Source organism: Salinicola sp. JS01, assembly GCF_030284585.1.
In the GTDB taxonomy this organism is placed as follows: domain Bacteria; phylum Pseudomonadota; class Gammaproteobacteria; order Pseudomonadales; family Halomonadaceae; genus Salinicola.
In genome coordinates, this window is the sequence record NZ_CP127244.1 from 642,223 (window position 1) to 659,983 (window position 17,761).

The 17,761-nt window shown below is 69.6% G+C and carries 18 protein-coding genes; 4 read left to right on the forward strand and 14 right to left on the reverse strand.

Translation table 11 applies throughout. The features are described from left to right. Window positions 1-16 precede the first annotated feature (16 nt). The 4 genes from mntR (at window position 17) to QO259_RS03095 (ending at window position 3,781) form a co-directional block, all read left to right on the forward strand. Window positions 17-445, forward strand: coding sequence for a manganese-binding transcriptional regulator MntR (mntR, locus tag QO259_RS03080; protein WP_035473121.1), 429 nt, complete (start codon window positions 17-19; stop codon window positions 443-445). Window positions 446-899: 454 nt separating this feature from the next. Continuing rightward, window positions 900-2,387, forward strand: coding sequence for a SulP family inorganic anion transporter (locus QO259_RS03085; RefSeq protein WP_285951749.1), 1,488 nt, complete (start codon window positions 900-902; stop codon window positions 2,385-2,387). Between the two features lie 105 nt (window positions 2,388-2,492). After that, window positions 2,493-3,350 carry a universal stress protein gene (locus QO259_RS03090; RefSeq protein WP_285951750.1) on the forward strand — a complete coding sequence of 286 codons (858 nt, stop codon included), beginning with the start codon at window positions 2,493-2,495 and terminating at the stop codon, window positions 3,348-3,350. A gap of 74 nt (window positions 3,351-3,424) precedes the next feature. Further along, complete coding sequence (locus QO259_RS03095) at window positions 3,425-3,781, forward strand: RidA family protein (protein ID WP_285951751.1); 357 nt, start codon at window positions 3,425-3,427, stop codon at window positions 3,779-3,781. Window positions 3,782-3,865: 84 nt separating this feature from the next. Here QO259_RS03095 and QO259_RS03100 read toward each other — a convergent pair whose 3' ends face one another. The 14 genes from QO259_RS03100 to QO259_RS03165 all read right to left on the reverse strand — a co-directional run bounded on the left by QO259_RS03100 (window position 3,866) and on the right by QO259_RS03165 (window position 17,221). Further along, entirely contained in the window at window positions 3,866-4,471 is a 606-nt protein-coding gene (locus tag QO259_RS03100; protein WP_285951752.1) for a hypothetical protein, read from the reverse strand. Window positions 4,472-4,595: 124 nt separating this feature from the next. Further along, window positions 4,596-5,372 (reverse strand): 3-oxoacyl-ACP reductase FabG, encoded by a 777-nt coding sequence (gene fabG / locus QO259_RS03105; protein ID WP_285951753.1) that lies wholly within the window; start codon window positions 5,370-5,372, stop codon window positions 4,596-4,598. Between the two features lie 90 nt (window positions 5,373-5,462). Further along, window positions 5,463-5,939 carry a hotdog family protein gene (locus QO259_RS03110; protein ID WP_207031401.1) on the reverse strand — a complete coding sequence of 159 codons (477 nt, stop codon included), beginning with the start codon at window positions 5,937-5,939 and terminating at the stop codon, window positions 5,463-5,465. Window positions 5,940-6,005: 66 nt separating this feature from the next. Continuing rightward, window positions 6,006-7,190, reverse strand: a complete 1,185-nt coding sequence (locus QO259_RS03115) for a beta-ketoacyl-ACP synthase (protein ID WP_285951754.1) — start codon at window positions 7,188-7,190, stop codon at window positions 6,006-6,008. Continuing rightward, window positions 7,187-7,771: a DUF3261 domain-containing protein gene (locus tag QO259_RS03120; protein WP_285951755.1), complete on the reverse strand. Its 585-nt coding sequence runs from the start codon at window positions 7,769-7,771 to the stop codon at window positions 7,187-7,189. Before QO259_RS03120 ends, QO259_RS03115 begins: the two co-directional genes overlap by 4 nt. Then, the gene (locus tag QO259_RS03125; protein ID WP_285951756.1) at window positions 7,768-9,027 is read right to left on the reverse strand and encodes an NAD(P)/FAD-dependent oxidoreductase; all 1,260 of its coding nucleotides are present in this window, start codon (window positions 9,025-9,027) and stop codon (window positions 7,768-7,770) included. Before QO259_RS03125 ends, QO259_RS03120 begins: the two co-directional genes overlap by 4 nt. Beyond that, a complete protein-coding gene (locus QO259_RS03130; RefSeq protein WP_285951757.1) occupies window positions 9,020-11,380 on the reverse strand; it encodes an MMPL family transporter in 2,361 nt (786 codons plus the stop codon). The genes QO259_RS03125 and QO259_RS03130 overlap by 8 nt, the downstream gene beginning before the upstream one ends. Beyond that, on the reverse strand, window positions 11,377-11,967 hold the full coding sequence (locus tag QO259_RS03135) for an outer membrane lipoprotein carrier protein LolA (protein ID WP_285951758.1): 591 nt from the start codon (window positions 11,965-11,967) through the stop codon (window positions 11,377-11,379). Before QO259_RS03135 ends, QO259_RS03130 begins: the two co-directional genes overlap by 4 nt. A gap of 50 nt (window positions 11,968-12,017) precedes the next feature. Then, window positions 12,018-13,025 carry a lysophospholipid acyltransferase family protein gene (locus QO259_RS03140; RefSeq protein WP_285951759.1) on the reverse strand — a complete coding sequence of 336 codons (1,008 nt, stop codon included), beginning with the start codon at window positions 13,023-13,025 and terminating at the stop codon, window positions 12,018-12,020. Beyond that, window positions 13,022-13,786 carry a glycosyltransferase family 2 protein gene (locus QO259_RS03145; protein ID WP_285951760.1) on the reverse strand — a complete coding sequence of 255 codons (765 nt, stop codon included), beginning with the start codon at window positions 13,784-13,786 and terminating at the stop codon, window positions 13,022-13,024. Before QO259_RS03145 ends, QO259_RS03140 begins: the two co-directional genes overlap by 4 nt. Continuing rightward, entirely contained in the window at window positions 13,776-15,506 is a 1,731-nt protein-coding gene (locus QO259_RS03150) for an ApeI family dehydratase (RefSeq protein WP_285951761.1), read from the reverse strand. The genes QO259_RS03145 and QO259_RS03150 overlap by 11 nt, the downstream gene beginning before the upstream one ends. Beyond that, the gene (locus QO259_RS03155) at window positions 15,493-16,080 is read right to left on the reverse strand and encodes a COG4648 family protein (RefSeq protein WP_233076829.1); all 588 of its coding nucleotides are present in this window, start codon (window positions 16,078-16,080) and stop codon (window positions 15,493-15,495) included. Before QO259_RS03155 ends, QO259_RS03150 begins: the two co-directional genes overlap by 14 nt. Window positions 16,081-16,090: 10 nt before the next feature. Beyond that, window positions 16,091-16,357 carry a phosphopantetheine-binding protein gene (locus QO259_RS03160; RefSeq protein WP_035476021.1) on the reverse strand — a complete coding sequence of 89 codons (267 nt, stop codon included), beginning with the start codon at window positions 16,355-16,357 and terminating at the stop codon, window positions 16,091-16,093. Window positions 16,358-16,531: 174 nt separating this feature from the next. After that, window positions 16,532-17,221, reverse strand: coding sequence for a beta-ketoacyl synthase chain length factor (locus QO259_RS03165; RefSeq protein ID WP_285951762.1), 690 nt, complete (start codon window positions 17,219-17,221; stop codon window positions 16,532-16,534). Window positions 17,222-17,761: the final 540 nt, after the last annotated feature.

Consider the following 17,761-nt stretch of genomic DNA (forward strand, 5'->3'; position numbering starts at 1 on the left):
TGTCGATGAGAACACCATGCCAGGAACACCCCGACCACGTTACGCCCGCTTCGAGCGCACCCGTCTCGATCATCAGCAGGAGCTGGTGGAAGATTACGTGGAGGAGATCGCGCAGCTGCATCGTGACCATGGCGAGGCCCGCGCCAGCGATCTGGCGGAGCGTTTCGGCGTCAGCGCCGCAGCGGTATCCAAGGTGATCTCACGACTCAAGCGCGACGGCCTGGCCGAAGCGCGCCCCTATCGTGGGGTCTTCCTGACCGAACAGGGGCGGGCGCTGGCCGAGAAGGTCGAGGCGCGTCACCAGCTGGTGCTGGCCACGCTGCTCGCCCTCGGCGTCCCGGCGCATGTCGCCGAGGCGGATTCCGAGGGGATCGAGCACCACTGCAGCGACGCCACGGTCGAGGCGATGCAGCGCTTTCTGGAGTCGCGCACGGGCTCGCGCTGATGCCCGCGGCTGGGCTGATGACCACTTTGCTGTTAGACTCGCCGGCGTTGTCGCCCCGCCCGCGGGTCATCGACCCTGCCGATCGCCGTTCATGCGGCGCGGCGGCGCGGCACGCCAGGAAAGGCGAGGCATCTTCTGCGCTTCGCCAGAGACATGGTATCGATAGGCACGCAACGATGACACGCGCCACCGTTCGCATGACGCCACCCTAGCGTCGACTCCCCCTCCGCGTGAGCCTCGCTCGCGCTCGACTTGCGACCCGCCATCCGGCCGGGCCAAGCAGGTCCGTTTCCGTTCGTATCACCGATTCTCGTTGTGAACCCAAGCGTTTTGCACTCGACCGTGTAGAACCCAAGCCAAGCCGCGTGCCCTGGGTGGCAGATCGGCCGCCGTGTGCGCAGGCCGGCGTCGCGCCGTCACCCTTTCCGCGGCATGACCCTGAGTGGACCCTTCAATGCTCGACACGATAAGACAACACTGGTTTTCCAACGTCCGTGCGGACGTGCTGGCCGGCGCCGTGGTGGCGCTGGCGCTGATTCCGGAGGCGATCGCATTCTCGATCATCGCCGGCGTCGATCCCAAGATCGGCCTCTATGCCTCGTTCTCGATGGCGGTGGTGATCGCCTTCGCCGGCGGCCGCCCGGGCATGATCTCGGCGGCCACCGGCGCCACGGCGCTGCTGATGGTGACCCTGGTGCGCGACCACGGGCTGCAGTACCTGCTCGCCGCGACCCTGCTGACCGGGGTGATCCAGATCCTGTTCGGCTATCTCAAGCTCGGCGCGCTGATGCGCTTCGTCTCACGCTCGGTGGTCACCGGCTTCGTCAACGCGCTGGCGATCCTGATCTTCATGGCCCAGCTGCCGGAGCTGACCGGGGTCACCTGGCACGTCTACGCCATGACCGCCGCCGGGCTCGGCATCATCTATCTGTTCCCCTACGTGCCGGTGGTGGGCAAGACGCTGCCGTCGCCGCTGGTCTGCATCGTGGTGCTCACGGCGGTCTACATGTTCAGCGGCATGGATATCCGCACCGTGGGCGACATGGGTCAGCTACCCGACTCGCTGCCGGTGTTTTTGCTGCCGGACGTGCCGCTGAACCTGGAGACATTGTGGATCATCCTGCCCTATTCGCTGGCGATCGCCGTGGTCGGCCTGCTCGAATCGATGATGACCGCGACCATCGTCGACGAGCTGACCGATACGCCCAGTGACAAGAACCGCGAGTGCAAGGGGCAGGGGCTGGCCAACATCGTCACCGGCTTTCTCGGCGGCATGGCCGGCTGCGCGATGATCGGGCAGTCGGTGATCAACGTGAAATCCGGCGGCCGCAACCGCCTCTCGACCCTGGTCGCCGGGGTCTTCCTGCTGATCCTGGTGGTGTTCCTGGGTGACTGGGTCTCGCAGATCCCCATGGCCGCACTGGTGGCGGTGATGATCATGGTCTCGATCGGTACCTTCAGCTGGGAGTCGATCCGCGACCTGCGCCGCCATCCGCTGTCGACCAATATCGTCATGGTGGCCACGGTGATCGTGGTGGTAGCGACCCACAACCTGGCCATCGGCGTGCTGGTCGGGGTACTGCTGGCATCGCTGTTCTTCGCCAACAAGGTGGGGCAGATTCTATATATCGGCAGCCGCATAGACGCGGACGGCGAGACCCGCGAATACGAGGTGATCGGTCAGGTGTTCTTCGCCTCCTCGACCCGCTTCACCGACAGCTTCGACTTCAAGGAGGCGGTGCCGCGGGTACGCATCGATCTCTCCCGCGCCCACTTCTGGGACATCACCGGGGTCGGCGCGCTGGACAACGTGGTGATCAAGTTCCGCCGCGAGGGTACCGAGGTCGAGGTGATCGGACTCAACGAGGCCAGCGCCACCCTGGTCGACCGCTTCGCCGTGCATGACAAGCCGGATGCAGTGGAGAAACTCATGGGGCACTGAGCGGCCCCGCAGGATGCAGGCGACGCCAGCGCGTCGCGACGACAACCCCGCCGCCCGGTGGCGTGATAGTCTCGGGTGACGGGTGCCAGGCAACAGGAGAATGCCATGAGTGAACGTCAGGTTCTCGGCTGTATCGACGACTCCAGCCACGCGCCGGCGGTGTGTGCCGCCGCCGCGTGGGCCGCGGCGCGGATCGGCGCGCCGCTCGAACTGCTGCACGTGCTGAGCCGCGGGCAGAACGGCGCCGAGCGCGACACCAGCGGCCATATCGGCCTGGGCAGCCGCGAGCATCTGCGCGAGCAGTTGACCCGGCTCGACGAGGAGCGTGCCAAGCTCGCCCAGCAGCACGGGCGTGAGCTGCTGGCGGCGGCCAAGGCGCAGGCCGAGGCGTCCGGCGCGCCGGCGGTGGCCACTGCGCTGCGCCACGGCGACCTGCTGGAGGCGCTGAGTGAGCGCGAGGCGCAGACCCGGCTGGTGGTGCTGGGCAAGCGCGGCGAGTCCGTGGCCGAGGCGCGGGATCACCTGGGTAGCAATCTGGAGCGGGTGGTGCGCGCACTGCATACGCCGATCCTGGTCACCCCGCCCGAGTTCCAGGCGCCGCAGCGGCTGCTGCTCGCCTTCGATGGCGGTCAGACCACGTGCAAGGGCGTCGATATGATCGCCGAGAGCCCGCTGCTCAACGGTCTGGTGTGCCATGTGGTAATGGTCGGCGCCGGTACCGATGACCAGCGTGCCCAGCTCGACTGGGCGCTGACCCGGCTGCGCGAGGGGCAGGTCGAGGCCGAGGGCGAGATTCTCGCCGGCGATGTCGACGAGGTGCTGGGCCATTACGCCGAGCGCGAGCGCATCGATCTGATGATCATGGGCGCCTACGGCCACTCGCGTATCCGTCAGTTGTTGGTGGGCAGCACCACCACGGCGATGCTCAGACATTCGCGCAGTGCCACCCTGATACTGCGCTGACCCCGGCAGCTGCCGCGCCACCCAATCAATACGCCGCGCCTGTCGCGCGGCGAGTCACAGGAGCGAGAACATCCATGACCATCCAACGCCACGACACCCAGACCCGCATGAGCCGTGCCGTGATCCACAACGGCACCGCCTATCTGTGCGGTCAGGTCAGCGGCCCGGAGGCCCGTGAGGGCGATATCACCGCCCAGACGATCAGCATGCTGTCGCGGGTGGATGCGCTGCTGGCGGAGATCGGCTCCGACCGCGAGCACCTGCTCGCGGCGACGATCTATCTCGCCGATGGCGCGGATTTCGCCGCCATGAATGCGGTGTGGGACGCCTGGGTGCCGGCGGGTCATGCTCCGGCGCGCACCTGCATCACCGCGCCGATGCCGGCGCCCGAGCTGAAGGTCGAGATCACCGTCACCGCGGCGATCAAGTAAGCCGCGTCTTTCCCCGGGGCACGATTCGCGTCCCCCGTGCAGGCAGCGTGAAGACGGGCGGCGAGGCGTGATCCCCGCCCGCCTTCACTCCGCCTCGCGGCTGGCGGCGGGCGGCTGGTGGGTGAGGAAGTGGGTGAGCTTCTCCGGCCGGCTCTCGCCGACCCGACACAGCTGGCTGGCGATCTCGGCGTACTGCATCAGGGTCGGCACCATCAGCCGTTGGCGATGCGGATCCTGCGCCTGCAGAGCGGCCTCTGCATCCAGCCACTCGAACAGCCGTGCCAGGCGGGTGTAGGTGGTATCGCCGCGGCCGCTGTTGCCGCGCAGGGCATCCACCGCCAGACAGCGCATCACGCTGCGCTTGTTGGGGTCGAGACTCTCCTTGTCCAGCAGCGCCTCGGCGTGACGACTGAACTGACTCATCAACTGGGTCAGTTCGGCCGCTTCGAGCTGGCGCTGAACCGCCTGCTGGCTCTCGTGCAGGGCCCGCTGCTGCTGGCTCTGGCCGCGCGCCATCAGCACCAGAGTCAGGCACAGCCAGCCGGCCAGCACCAAACTGAGCAGGAACAGTCCCAGCGGCGCCAGCGCGGCGTGCGGCAGCGGCCAGTGCAGGTCGCTGGCGTACAGGCCCGCGCCGCACAGGGCGAGCATGACGATGACGATCAATGCGATGGAAACGCCGGCTTTCATCTCGACTCTCGACTCCGCGGAATGGTCTCGATGGGCGAGCGGTCGCTGGCCCATCGAAGCGTTATCGGCCGGCGGCCCAGGCGCTTGAACGCTGGCCGCCTGTCTCAGCACTATCTCAGCGCTATCAGCACATGCCGCCGTTGATGGCGATAACCTGCCGGGTGATGTAGCCGGCGTCGCGGGAGCACAGAAAGCTGACCGTGGCCGCCACTTCATGCGGTTCGCCGGGGCGCTGCATCGGCACCAGCTTGCGAATCTCCTCCCGCGACAGCGCCTCGGTCATGCTGGTCTCGATCCAGCCCGGGGCGACGCAGTTGACCGTGATGCGGCGCTTGGCCAGCTCCACCGCGAGCGCCTTGGTGGCGCCGATGATGCCTGCCTTGGCTGCACTATAGTTGACCTGGCCGCGATTGCCGATCAGCCCCGAGAGCGAGGAGAGGGTGACGATACGCCCCGGACGACGGCGCTGGATCATCGGCATCACCAGCGGGCGCAGCACGTTGTAGAAGCCATCCAGATTGGTCTTGAGCACGCTGTCCCAGTCTTCGTCCTCCAGTGCCGGGAAGGGCTTGTCGACGGCGATACCGGCGTTGCACACCACCCCGTAGTAGCAGCCGTGGGCGGCGATATCCGCTTCCAGCAGCGTCTTGACCCGCTCGCGCTGGGTGACATCGAACTGGAGCAGGCGCACCTGGGCGCCGGCGGCGCGGGCATCCGCCGCTACCTGGGCGATATCGTCGCCGTCGCGGCGGCTGTGCAGCACCAGGTCGAAGCCGTCCTGGGCCAGGCGCCGGGCGATCGCAGCGCCGATGCCGCGGTTGGCACCGGTCACCAGGATGGTGTCGGCGCCACGCTCGCCTGTGGGAGAAGCGGTCTCTTGGGGGATACTCGGGCTTTCCATGCGCACTCCAGGCGATAAGGTGTCGAAACAAAAAGAGCGTCTAGACGAAAAAGAGTGTCTAAACGAAAGCGAGTCGGGCCCGGCGGGCGTTCAGGTGGCCGGCGGCTGGCCGGGCAGGGTGAGTCCGGCGGGCCGATAGAGCGTCAGGCTGCCGCTGGCCAGGCTGGCCGAGCCGTCGGCCCAGCGCAGTTCGCCATTGACCTGGGTCACGCCGTTGTCGGCGACGAAGTCGATGCTGATGGCGACATGGATACGCCGGCCGAACGGCCAGTGGGGCTGCACGGCGCGATAGCGGCGGCTACCCAGCAAGAGCCCCGGCGTTGGCGACTCGCCGCGGCGCTGGGCGTGGTAGCCAGCCCAGGCCGCCACGCTCTGGGCGATCCACTCGATGCCGACCCAGGTGGGCAGCCCCTCAGCCTCGGCGAACAGATCGTCGGGTCGGGTTTCGCCCTCGGCAATGGCACCCTCGGCGTCGGCCTCGAGCAGGCGCGTCAGCAGGCACATGCCGCGGGCGTGGGGCACCAGCGGGGCGATGGCGCAGGGCAGATGCGCGGTGGTCGCTGTCACGGGTGACTCTCCGCAGGCGGGCAGTGGGTCGATACGGTACGCGGCAGCGCCCGTCGGCATTGGCACTCAGACATCGTCACGACTCAGCAGCAGGCTGGCGTTGTTGCCGCCGAAGGCGAAGCTGTTGCTCAGCGCATGGCGCGGCGGCGCGTTCGGCGCGGGCGCGTGGCCCACCAGCGGCAGCGGCGGCAGCTCGGGGTCGTAGTCGCCGTCGTAGACGTGCCGTGGCAACCGGCCGTGGGTCAGTGCCAGCCAGCAGAAGGCGGCCTCCAGCGCGCCGGCCGCGCCCAGGGTGTGGCCGGTCAGCGCCTTGGTCGAGCTGCACGCCGGCGGCGGTGCGAAGAGGTCGTTGACCGCGGTGGCCTCCATCTGGTCGTTGAGCGCGGTGCCGGTGCCGTGGAGATTGAGGTAATCGATCGCCTCCGGGGCCAGCCCGGCCATCGTCAGCGCCTGCTGCATGGCTGCCACGGCGCCGCTGCCGTCGGGGCGCGGCGCCGAGATATGGTGGGCATCGGCGCTCTCGCCGACTCCGCTGAGCTGGATGCCGCCGCGCTCCGGGGTGACCACGAACAGGACTGCGGCCTCACCCAGATTGATCCCCTGGCGCTGGCGCGAGAACGGCAGGCAGGGTTCGTCGCTGACCGCATCGAGGCTGGCGAAGCCGTTGACGGTGAGCCGGCACAGGCTGTCGGCGCCACCGGCGATCACCGCGTCGCACTGGCCGCTCTTGAGCAGGCGGCGGGCGCTGGCCAGGGCCCGCGCGCTGGAGCTGCAGGCGGTCGACAGCGCATAGCAGGGCCCGCTCAGACCGAGGCGCTCGGCGACGAAGCGTGCCGGCGCGCCGAGCTCCTGGCGCGAGTAGGCGAAGCTCGCCGGCAGCGGGCCATCCTGGCCGCTCTCGGCGATGGCCCGTTCGGTTTCGCCAATCCCTGAGGTGCTGGTGCCGATCACCACGCCGATACGCGCGGGATTCACCCGTGCCAGCAGGGGTTCCAGGGCATCACCCAGCGCGTCCAGCGCCAGCGCCAGCAGGCGGTTGTTGCGGCTGCGCTGGTTACTCTCCCAATCACTGTCATCGGGTAGCGGCCGGGTCACGCGACCCAGCGGCAGCGCCCGCCCGGGGGTGAAGTCGTCGCTGATGGCGAGCTGGCGCTGACCGCTGAACAGCGCCGCGGCGATGGTCTCGAGGTCGCTGCCCAGCGAGCACACCACCCCGGGCCGCGACAGGCGGCAGGCGAAGGAAGCGCTCATACGTCACCCTCCTGGTCGAGCGGGGTGATGGTCAGGCGGTAGCCGCCCTGGCGGTCGTCGAGGGTCAGGGTCTGGGGATGCGCGGGATCGGGTCGCGGGGTGATGCTGGCGGCGAGCCGGCCGTGGTAGCGGATATCACGCTGATCATCATGCTCGGTGACCTGCCAGGCGCTGCCGTTGAAGGCGCGTTCCAGCGCGGCGCGTGGCCACAGGCTCCACTCCAGGCGCGAGGCGAGCCAGGCCGGCGGGATCGGCAGCGGCGGCTCGCCCGGGGCATCGCCGGCCTCGAAGCGCGCGCCCTGGGCGTCGCGTACCAGGGTGGTCAGGCGCTGGCCGTAGGGGGTCACCAGCACCGCGCGCAGCGCCTCGGGGGTGATGCGGATGAAGGCGATCAGCGTACGCGCTTCGCCCTCATCGGGCGTGAAGGTCAGGCGGCTGGCCAGGGTCTCGGGAGTGACCGCAGCCGCCAGCGGCGGCGAAGGCGAGACCGGTGGCGACAGACTGCAGGCGGAGAGGCCGAGCAGCAGCGCGCCGAGCAACGCCAGCGCGAGTGGGTGACGGCGGCGGAGCGAGCCGTTCATGACGTCTCCTCGGCGCGCTGTGCCGCCTGCATTCGACATAGCGCCGAGAGCGTGTCGAGATGCCGGCGCGAGGCGCTGGCGAAAGGATTGCTGCGATCCCAGGCGTAGCCGGCGAGGATGGCGCTGATGCGCGCACGGATCTCGGGTGGGGCCTGGTCGTGGAAGATGATCGTCTGCAGGCGGGTGTCGTACCAGCCGTCGACGAAGTCGCGGAAGGTGGCGATGCCTTCACGCAGCGGGTGCTCGAACTCGGCGTCCCAGTCCGGCGTGTCGCCGTCGAGCTGACGCGCCACCAGCGGTGCGGCCAGGCTCGCCGAGCGCAGGGCGATGGTGACGCCGGAGGAGAATACCGGGTCGAGAAACTCGCCGGCGTTGCCTAGCAGCGCGTAGCCGGGGCCATGCAGGCGCTCGACATCGGCGGCGTAGCCCTTGAGCTCGCCCACCGCCCGCCGCGGGGTGGCACCGTCGAGCAGGGCGCTGAAGCGCGGCTCCTCGGCGATCAGCGCCTGCCAGCGCGCCTCGGGGGTGTCACCGTAGGCGCTGAGGCTGGCGATATCGCCGACCACGCCAACCGAGGCGCGATGGTCGCGAAACGGAATCAGCCAGTACCAGATCGCAGGGTCCCGCGGGTGGACCCCGATCAGGATCTTCTCGCGGTCGTAGTCGGGGGCGTCGATGCGCTCGTCGACATGGGTGTAAAGCGCCATGCGCGGCTCCAGGCGCGGCTCGCGGGAGAGCCCTTCGAGCCGTGCCAGCACGCGGCCGTAGCCGCTGGCGTCGAGCACGAAGCCGGCGCGCAGCTCGCGCACCTCACCGGTCTCGTCGCGGAGGGTGACGCCGGGGCGCTGCGGGTCGGGGTGGAAGGCATCGACGCTGACCCCGAACTCGAGAGTGGCGCCATGGCCGCGGGCGGCCTCGATCAGGCGCTGATCGAAATCGGCGCGCTCGACCTGGAAGGTGGTGCCCCAGCCGGGCGAGTACTTGTCGCGAAAATCGATGGCGGTGGCTTGCCCGTGGCGGGTGAAGGCGGCGCCGTTCTTGGGCTGATAGTCGGCGGCGAGTACCGTCTCCAGCAGCCCGGCCGCTTCGAGGTCGCCCATGCACTGGGGCAGCAGGCTCTCGCCGATGGAGAAGCGCGGGAAGTGCGCGCGCTCGACCACGTGCACGCGGTGGCCGCGCCGGGCCAGCAGGGCCGCGGCGGTGGCGCCGGCCGGGCCGGCGCCGATGACGATGACATCGTGATCGCGCTCACGCATGCGAGTTCTCCTCGGAGTGGGCCTTGGGGGCCTTGGAGGCGCTGGCGGGCTCGCGCGGGCGTACCCAGGGTACCAGCAGCCACACGCTGGCCAGGCCGATCAGACAGGTCAGGCCCAGGTAGTGCAGTGCCGGAGTGGCGCTGAACGCCAGCATGCCGAAGGCCAGCAGGCTGGTCAGGGTCGACAGGGTGATCGCCAGCCAGGCGGAGGGTTGTCTGGCGTACTCCACGTTGAAGATACCGGCATCCAGGCCGATCCCCAACACCAGCAGCAGCCCCAGCTGATTGAAAATATTGAGCGGCACCCCGGTCAGCGCGAACACCGCCAGCACGATCAGGGTGGCGCCGAAGGGCGGTGCCACCACGCGCCAGGCGCGCCCGCGGTAGCGCCAGATCAGGGCCAGCGTCATCAGCGCCATGGCCGCGGCGATCCAGCCGGCGGTGTGGCGGCGCAGCTCGCCCAGCAGGCTACCGATACGCGCCACCCGGTCGACATAGATCGCGCCAGGCTGGGCGTCGGCGATGGCTGCGAACCGCTCGGCGATGGCGGCGCTGCGGGCCCCGCTCACGACCACGCTGGCGGCGACCTCGCCGGATTCCGTCTGGCCCAGCCACAGCCGCTGCTGGAGCTGGCCCAGCGGGGTCGCGAGCCAGTCGGTGAGCGTCAGGCGCGGGGCGTCGTCGAGCCGTGCGCGGGCGGCCTGGGCGAGGTCCGCCGGCAGCCCGGCGCGCTGGATCAGGGTCTCCAGCGGGGCGCCGTAGAGGGTGCGCACCCGGGCCAGATTGGCATCCTGCTCGGCGGCGCTGGGCACGCTGCGCCCCAGCGACTGATAGTCGATCGCCAGGCCGTCGGCGATAGCGCGGTCGAGGCGCTGATCGAGTGCTGCGAGACGCGTCAGCAGCGCCTGGGTATCGTCTGCGCGGACCAGGAAGTAGCGGCTGCCGGTATCGCGCTCGAGCAACTGCTGGACCTGGGCCTCGTCGTGCATCAGCTCGGCCGGCGAGGGGTTGAGCAGGGCGAGACTGTCATCACTGGTCAAACGTAGCGTGCACAGCACGATCAGCCCCAGCGCGAGCCCGAGTGCCAGCCACGGCGGCAGCCGCCGGCGCGGCTGGCACAGCCGCCACCAGCGCTCGGCCAGGCGCGCGGTGAAGGGGCTGGCGTGAAGCTTGAAGCGCGGCAGCCACAGCACCACGGTGAGCCAGGCGCCGATCAGCCCGAAGGCCGCGAAGGCGGCCATCTGGCGCAGCCCCGGCATCGGTGTCAGCGCTTGGGCAACGTAGGCGATCACGCTCGAGATCAGCCCCAGGGTCAGACTCGGCAGCAGCCGCCGCAGGCGGAAGGCGCGGCCGTGGATGGCACGGTCGCACTGCAGATGCAGCACGTAGTCGATCGCGATGCCGATCAGGCTGGCGCCGAAGGCCAGCGTCAGCAGATGCAGGCGCCCGAACAGACCGAGGGTGAGTGCCAGCGCGAACAGCGAGCCGGTCACCAGCGGCACCAGCAGTTGCGCCAGCACCCGCGGCGAGCGGAACACGAAGCCGATGATCAGCAGCACGCCGAGCAGCGAGGCGGCACCGATGGTGGACATCTCGTGACGCGCCTGACGCGCGCCGGCGGCGGCGTGGAACACCAGCCCGGAGCGCAGCAGTTGGGCTTCGGGATGCGCCTGCTGAAAGCGTTCGAGGGTCGCGTGCAGCGCCTGCTGCATGGGCAGCGCGTAGGGCGAGCCGGCGAGGCGGCCGATCAGCACGCTGTAGTGCTGGCCCTGGGCATCCAGCGTCAGCAGACCGTCGGCGGCATCGATCGGGCTCTGCGGCTGACGCGCCAGCCACGCATCGAGCAGGCCGAACGGGTCCGCCACCGGGTCGGGACGCGCCGCCGGCGAGAACAGCCGGCGCAGTGCCGGGTCGACCAGCGATTCGCCACCGTCGCGATCGATCGCCTGCTGCCAGGCAGGGGGTAGCAGCCGGTAGCGCCAGGGCCCCATCCAGTCGTGCGGGTCGGCATCGGCCAGATCCAGCTCGCGCCAGTCGACCCGCGCCAGCTGCCCATCGTCGACCAGCGTCTCCAGCGCATCACCCAAAGCCTGGGTCGCCGCGACCCGGTCGTCGGCGCGCAACAGGATCAGGAAGCGATCCTCGAAGCCCTCGCCCAGCTGGCGGTCGGCGGCTTCGACCAGAGGCACCTGGCGATCCGCCGGCAGCAGCGCGGTGAGGTCGGTATCCGCCGGCAGGCCGTGGCGCAGCATCCAGCCCAGCCATATCGCGCAGAGCGTGAGCACGCCCAGCCAGAGCCACCCCAGCCAGCGCCAGGCGGTGGCCCGCGGCGGGCGTTCGCCAGGGGCGTTCATGGTGCCTCGCCGGTCAGCGGGTGCTGGTCATACAGGCGCACCGCCAAGGTGTCGCCGCCGGGCGTGCGCAGGGTCAGATGATCGATATAGCGCCCGCCATCGAGGGCGATGCTCGAGATGCGCTCGCGCAGCGCCGCGGCCTTGGGCGTCAGTGTCACCTGCCACGCCTCGGCATCGCCGGCGAGGGCGATCTCGAAGCGCGAGGCCAGCGCTTGCCAGTCGCCTTCGAGCAGCTGCAGGAACAGCCGCGCGACCTGCTCGCCGCCGGGCGGGGTGCGGTCGCCACTGCCGTTGACGATCGCCTCCGGGGTCAGCTCGATGCGCTCCTCGACCGGGCGTTCGAGCTGCCACACCACGCGCTGGCCGCGCACGAAGCTGAAGCGGCCGCTGCTATCCAGGCTCGTGCCGAGATCCGCCAGGCGGCGCTGCTGGGTGAACTTGCCGGCCAGCGAGGGCGTCGCCGCCAGGCGCTGCTGCAGCGAGGCGAGATCGAAGGCGTAGGCGCCGAGCGGCGCGCCCAGACACAGGCAGGCGAGCAGCAGCGAGAGCAGGCGGCGGGCGCGGTGGGCGGGGGTTGGCTGGGGCATGGGTGCACTCCTTCGGCAGGCGGTGGCGGGCGCAGAGTTATTCACTCAGATCAGTCGCGCGGGGCGTCGGCCTGGGCGGCGGTCGAGGCGTCATCCGCGGCGTTCGACTGGGCGTCGGCACAGTCGAGCCAGAACGGGAAGAAGTTGAACCACTGCAGCGGGGTGTTCGCGCACTGGCGCGTGAGCCAGGCGACGTAGCGCTGCATGGCGTCGCCGATCCAGGCGTCGCGCTGGCGGCGGCCGAGCCGCTGGGTGTCATCGAAGGTGTCGAACTCGACCCGGTAACCGTCGCGATGGCGGAAGCAGCCGATGGTGTAGATCGGGCAGCGCAGCAGGCTGGCGAGCCAGAACGGTCCCTCGGGGAAGCGCGCCGGGTGGCCCAGAAAGGACAGCGTGCGCGCCCGCCCGCTGTCGCTGATCGGCACCCGGTCGGCGGCGATCACCACGAAGCCGCCCTCGGCGATACGCCGGCCGAGCTGCATCGCCGTCGATGGCGTGATCTCGCTGACCTCGATGATCTCGGGGGGATTCTCGCGATGGGTCGAACGCGCCAGCACGGCGTCGAACTGCTGGGCGTTGCGGGTATGCATCAGCAGGGTGGCGCGGAAATCCTCGCGCATGTCGCTCATCGCGGTACAGATTTCCATGTTGCCGACGTGAGAGACGAACATCACGCCGCCGCGGCCGCTGGAGACGGCATCGAGAAAGCGCTGACGCGCCCCCTCGGCGAATTCGACCCGGGGCGGAATACCGCTCCAGGCGTCGATCTTGTCCATCAGGCTCTGCCCGAAGCTGCGGAAGTGGCGCAGGCTGAGCCAGGTGAGCCGCCGGGGCGGAGCCCCGTGGAGATGGCGCCAGAGCCTGACCAGATAGGTGTGCGAGGCGCGCCGGTGCAGGCCGTGGGCGACATAGAAGTAGGCGATCACCAGGGCCAGCATGAACTGGAACGGCAGCCGGCCGAGGTGGCGGCGAATCCACACCATGGTGCGCACGCCGGCGGCGCTGCCGGACTCGCGAATCCGTGACCAGTGGTTGGGATTGCTGCTGGCGGGGGTCATGAGGGGGCTCCCAGGCGGCGGCGAAGCAGGATGGGCAGACGGATCAGCATGCCCAGCAGCAGGCGCGCGTGCATGCCGGCGAGCAGCAGATTGTCGCGCCACAGGGCGAAGTGGGAGACGCCGTCCAGCGGATAGCGGACTCGCACCGGCAGATTCTCGACCCGCCCGCCCTGCCAGTACCAGCGCACCGGCAGCTCGCTGTCGAACTGCATGCGGTCGCCGCAGGGGTGGCGTGCGACCAGGCGGTTGACCGCCGCGACCGGGTAGAGCTTGACCCCGCACATGGTGTCGCGCAGCGTCAGCGACAGAGTCGCCAGCCATACCAGCACATGGGTGAGATAGCGCGAATAGAAGCGGTGCTTGGGCACGCTTTCATCGAAGCGCGGATAGCCGATGCGCAGAATCTCGTCGGCGGCGTCGAGACCGGCGACGAAGGGTGGCAGGTCGGCGGCTTCGTGCTGGCCGTCGGCATCCACCTGCAGCGCATGGGTGAGCCCCAGCGCCTCGGCATGCGCAAGCCCGGCGCGTACCGCGGCGCCCTTGCCGCGGTTGTGCGGCAGGCGCACCAGGGTGGTCGCCTCGGCCCGGGCCAGCTCGTCGAGCAGCGCCGCGCACTCGGCGTCGCTGCCGTCATCGACCAGGATGATCGGCAGCCCCAGCGCCTGGAGACGGGCGAAGGTCTCCCCGATCGCGCCGGCGTGGTTGTAGACCGGAATCAGCACGCCGATCCGGGCCGGCGTGGCGTGTGCATCAGGCGACATCGTGGCGCTCCGTGAGCGTGAGGCGGCCGCTGGCGTGCTGACCGCGCGCGCTCTCGCAGGTGATCATCAGGCTCTCGCTCTCCTTGATCCGCCGCCGGGCCAGCGTCAGGCGAAAGCGGTCCCCCGGCAGTAGTGGCTGGGGGAAGCGCAACCGCTCGAGCCCTGTGAAGTCCGCCTCGAGCGCGAACAGGCGCCGCGCCAGCTGCATCGCCCAGTGGACCAGAGTGACGCCCGGTACCACCGGCTGGGCGTCGAAGTGGCCATCGACATAGCGGCAGTGCTCGGGGACCTCCAGGGTCACCTCGATGCCGTCTTCCAGCGCGCGCTCACCCAGCCAGCGCGGCGCGCAGCGGTCGTCGAGGTCGGCGAACAGGCGCTCACGCAGCGTGGCGGTGAGCTTGCCCTGGGCGTTGGTCGGCCAGGTCTCGACGAAGCGCCAGTAGCGCGGCAGGGCCGGCGTCTCGAAACGCTCCGCCAGCGCGCGGCGCAGGCGCTTGACGGTGACGCGGTGGCTGGCGTGATCGTGTGGGAGGTGGTGTGATTCGAGCTCGACGATTGCGCCCAGGCGCAGCTCGCGCCGGTTCAGGGTCACGGTCTGCGCCCGGCGGACGCCCTCGAGCTCGCCCAGCGCGCGGTCCATGGCGGTGAGCGAGAGGCGCTTGCCGCCGATCTTGACGATGCGATCGGCGCGCCCGAGCAGGCGAAAGCCGCCGTCCGGCTCGAAGGCGATACGGTCGGCCTGGCGCTGCCAGGTCTGCGGTTCGGCCAGGTGCGGCGAGCGCAGCCATAGGCGCTGCTCGCTGTCGCTCTCGATGGCGAGCCCGGGAAAGGCGCGCCAGGTATCGCCCTGCTGCTGCACGCGCCAGGCGATACCGCCGGTCTCGGAGCTGCCATAGACCTCATGCACCGGGCTGCCTAGTAGCGCCAGGGCGAGGTCGCTGGCCGCACTTGAGAGCGGCGCCCCGGAGCTATAGATGCGCCCTTGAGCGGCGCGCACTGCGGGCCAGTCGAGGGTAGCGGGTAGCCGCGAGAGCGCTGGCGGTGCGCTGACCAGCGCTGCCTGCAACTGGGCCTCGGCGCAGGCGGCGAGCCAGGCGTGCAGGGTTTCCGGGTAGGGGCAGGGGCGGGTAGCGAAGGGCACTCCCTCGGCCAGCGGCCGCAGGATAAGGAACAGCAGGCCGTAGATGTGCTGGTGGCTGACCTGACCGATCACCAGGTCTTCGGTGTAGGGCCATAGCCGGTGCTGGGTGGCGAGCTCGGCATCGAGCTGGGCGAAGCGCTTGTCGAGGCGCTGCGGTTCGCCGGTGGAGCCCGAGGTGTACAGTATCACTGCGATCGCCGGCAGCGGCCGTTGCGACCACTCCGGGTCGCGATCGGCTCCGGCGCGCGCGCCGCCGGCCAGGGTGCCCAGCGGCTGGCCCGAGTCGCGCAGCGCGGCCAGGGTGGCGGGCTGGTCATCGGCGGGCAGGATCGCCTGCTCGCCGCGCTCCCAGATCGCTACCAATGCGGCGCTGAACTCCAGCGGGTCGGGATCGAACAGTAGCCATGCACCACTGCCATCGGTATGGCTCGCGAGCAGTGCCTGCCAGGCGCCGATACGCTGACGCCAGGCGCCTACGCTGACCCAGCTGGCGGCACTATCGGTGGGCGGGTGCCAGGCGACACGGGCCTCGGCGTCGCGCTCGCGCCAGGGGCGCGCCTGGAGTTCAAGATGACGCATGCGGCTCCTCGGCGTGGCGTTTCTTGACCCGCTGGCGGATGACCCACTCTCCGGCGAACATCGCCAGCATCAGGGCATAGGCGATACCGCCGTTGTACCAGGTCCACAGTGTCATGTCGGCGTAGAGCGCAGTGGCCAGAGCCAGTGCCCCATTGACGGCGAAGAACACGCACCAGGCCTGGGTCACCCGGCGGGTATAGCGCACCGCATGGGGCGGCAGGTCCGGCTCCTGGCGGCGTGCCAGACGCTCGATCAGCGGTGGTGGGTGGCGCAGGCCGTGGGCAAACAGCATCAGCAGCGCCAGGTTTAGCGCGAACGGCCACAGCCGCAGGCCCAGCTCGGCGCTATTGGTGAACAGCACCAGCGCCAACAGCGGCAGCAGGCCCAAGCCCCAGCGGCGGTGGGCGGCAGGCAGCCGCCACCACGCCAGCGCGGCGAGCGCCAGCAGCAGCGGCCAGGCACCGAGGCGCGGCAGCAGGGCGTGCACCACGAAGGGCCAGGCCAGACCTAGCAGTGCCGCCAGACACCAGAGCAGGCGCTGCGGTCCGGTGCGGCCGCGGGAAGGGGAGATCACGGCCGACGCCTCAGCTGACGCGGCGCGCTTCGACCAGCGCGGCCAGGCTCCTCAGGTTGGCGAAGTGCTGACGTGAAGATTCGGCATCCGACTCCAGGGTGATGCCGTAGCGCTTCTGCAGCGCCAGGCCGAGCTCCAGGGCGTCGATCGAATCGAGCCCCAGACCCTCGACGAACAGCGGCTCGTCGGGATCGATGTCCGCGGGGGTGACGTCCTCGAGCTCCAGGGTCTCGATGATCATCTCTTTGAGTTCTTGTTCCAGCGCTGTCGTGGTCATGATCTTGCTTTCCTTGTCACCAGTGTCCTTGCCACCATCATCTTCGCGGGGCCGCGCGTGGCACGCGCCCCCGCCCTGCGGCCGGTTCTACGCCGGCCTGTACGCGTCGGGGCGACGCGTGGTACTGCTCATTCGTTCTCAGCTCTCCGCTCTCAACGACAGCGCCGGGCGCCTTCAGGCGTCCGGCGCGAGTGTCCAGGTGCGCCCGGCGAGCGGGCAGCTCAGCGGCCCGCGCCGCTGCATCAGCCAGTCGATCACATCGAGCGGCTGCAGCGCATCGTCAACGGTGTCGTGAGTCGCCGCGAGCGTGAGACGTCGCGCCCCCGGGCTGGGCGTCGTGCCCAGTACCATGGCCACCGCCGCCGCTGGCGTATGCGGGGCGAAGTCGGCGAAGCGTGCCGGTACCGGCTGGTCGCCGAACACCACCAGCAGGCGTTCGCTGCCGTCGCTGAGATACCCCAGCGCCTCGGCCATCAGCGCCGCCCACTCCGCGCCGCTGGCGGCCACCGCCTGCTGGCTGCGGCGATTGCCGCTGGCGATCGAGTAGACACCGATGATGGCGTTGTGCACCGACAGGCCGAAACGCGCCGGCGACAACGGCTCACCGGCATCGATGGCGTAGAGCATCTCCAGCGTGCGCTCGCCGTCGCCGTGACGCGAGGCGTGCAGCACATCCAGCTCGGCCGCCGGGTCGAGCGCGATCAGCATATCGCATACGGCGCGGCCGATCAGATTGAGGCGGCGGCGCAGCATCGACGGGATTGCCGTGCCGGCGGGCTTGGCGCTGGTCTCCAGGCGCGCCTCGCCGGCCGCTTCGCGGTGCGGGGTCCAGCCTCGCCACTCCTGAACGAATAGCTCCGTCATGCGCGGTATCGACAGTCCTGGTCGTAAAAACGAGCGTGAAAACGAGTGTTACATCCGTGTCACGGATCGACGCATCATAACGGAAAATGCGTCAGGCTCCGTGCAAGGTTTATGCATTTGCGCGGCGTGCGGGGATCAAGCGGGGCGTAAAGCGCCGGGCCTGAGCCCGGCGCGCCCGGGAAGGACGATTCCGCGGGCCTGGCAAGCCTACCCTCAGTCGTCGCGTGCCGACTTGATCTGAGTTAACAAACGGTTGGCGCCGGTCCGGCACGCCGCCAACCGAACGATCCCTTTGTCTCTCCGCCACGGCACCCGCTGCGATGGCCGGCTGCATAGTCAACAGACAACCTTAAATTAGTGTTGTCTGCGATCCGCCAAGCCTACGCATGCGGATGACGCTTGCCAACCCGAGCGTAAAAATGTTGTACAAGGTTTTTACGCGGTGCTACCATCGTCTAGGTAAACTTAGAGATCAGGAAGATCTCATGCGCTGGAAGCGCACACGCCAAGGATGGCGTGCCGCCGCAGGGAAGCGCGGCA

What these genes read in the sequence shown, in the direction of transcription:
- mntR (WP_035473121.1), top strand. Translation starts at nt 17, where the DNA reads ATGCCAGGAACACCCCGACCACGTTACGCCCGCTTCGAGCGCACCCGT.
- QO259_RS03085 (WP_285951749.1), top strand. Translation starts at nt 900, where the DNA reads ATGCTCGACACGATAAGACAACACTGGTTTTCCAACGTCCGTGCGGAC.
- QO259_RS03090 (WP_285951750.1), top strand. Translation starts at nt 2,493, where the DNA reads ATGAGTGAACGTCAGGTTCTCGGCTGTATCGACGACTCCAGCCACGCG.
- QO259_RS03095 (WP_285951751.1), top strand. Translation starts at nt 3,425, where the DNA reads ATGACCATCCAACGCCACGACACCCAGACCCGCATGAGCCGTGCCGTG.
- QO259_RS03100 (WP_285951752.1), bottom strand. Translation starts at nt 4,471, where the DNA reads ATGAAAGCCGGCGTTTCCATCGCATTGATCGTCATCGTCATGCTCGCC.
- fabG (WP_285951753.1), bottom strand. Translation starts at nt 5,372, where the DNA reads ATGGAAAGCCCGAGTATCCCCCAAGAGACCGCTTCTCCCACAGGCGAG.
- QO259_RS03115 (WP_285951754.1), bottom strand. Translation starts at nt 7,190, where the DNA reads ATGAGCGCTTCCTTCGCCTGCCGCCTGTCGCGGCCCGGGGTGGTGTGC.
- QO259_RS03120 (WP_285951755.1), bottom strand. Translation starts at nt 7,771, where the DNA reads ATGAACGGCTCGCTCCGCCGCCGTCACCCACTCGCGCTGGCGTTGCTC.
- QO259_RS03125 (WP_285951756.1), bottom strand. Translation starts at nt 9,027, where the DNA reads ATGCGTGAGCGCGATCACGATGTCATCGTCATCGGCGCCGGCCCGGCC.
- QO259_RS03130 (WP_285951757.1), bottom strand. Translation starts at nt 11,380, where the DNA reads ATGAACGCCCCTGGCGAACGCCCGCCGCGGGCCACCGCCTGGCGCTGG.
- QO259_RS03135 (WP_285951758.1), bottom strand. Translation starts at nt 11,967, where the DNA reads ATGCCCCAGCCAACCCCCGCCCACCGCGCCCGCCGCCTGCTCTCGCTG.
- QO259_RS03140 (WP_285951759.1), bottom strand. Translation starts at nt 13,025, where the DNA reads ATGACCCCCGCCAGCAGCAATCCCAACCACTGGTCACGGATTCGCGAG.
- QO259_RS03145 (WP_285951760.1), bottom strand. Translation starts at nt 13,786, where the DNA reads ATGTCGCCTGATGCACACGCCACGCCGGCCCGGATCGGCGTGCTGATT.
- QO259_RS03150 (WP_285951761.1), bottom strand. Translation starts at nt 15,506, where the DNA reads ATGCGTCATCTTGAACTCCAGGCGCGCCCCTGGCGCGAGCGCGACGCC.
- QO259_RS03160 (WP_035476021.1), bottom strand. Translation starts at nt 16,357, where the DNA reads ATGACCACGACAGCGCTGGAACAAGAACTCAAAGAGATGATCATCGAG.
- QO259_RS03165 (WP_285951762.1), bottom strand. Translation starts at nt 17,221, where the DNA reads ATGACGGAGCTATTCGTTCAGGAGTGGCGAGGCTGGACCCCGCACCGC.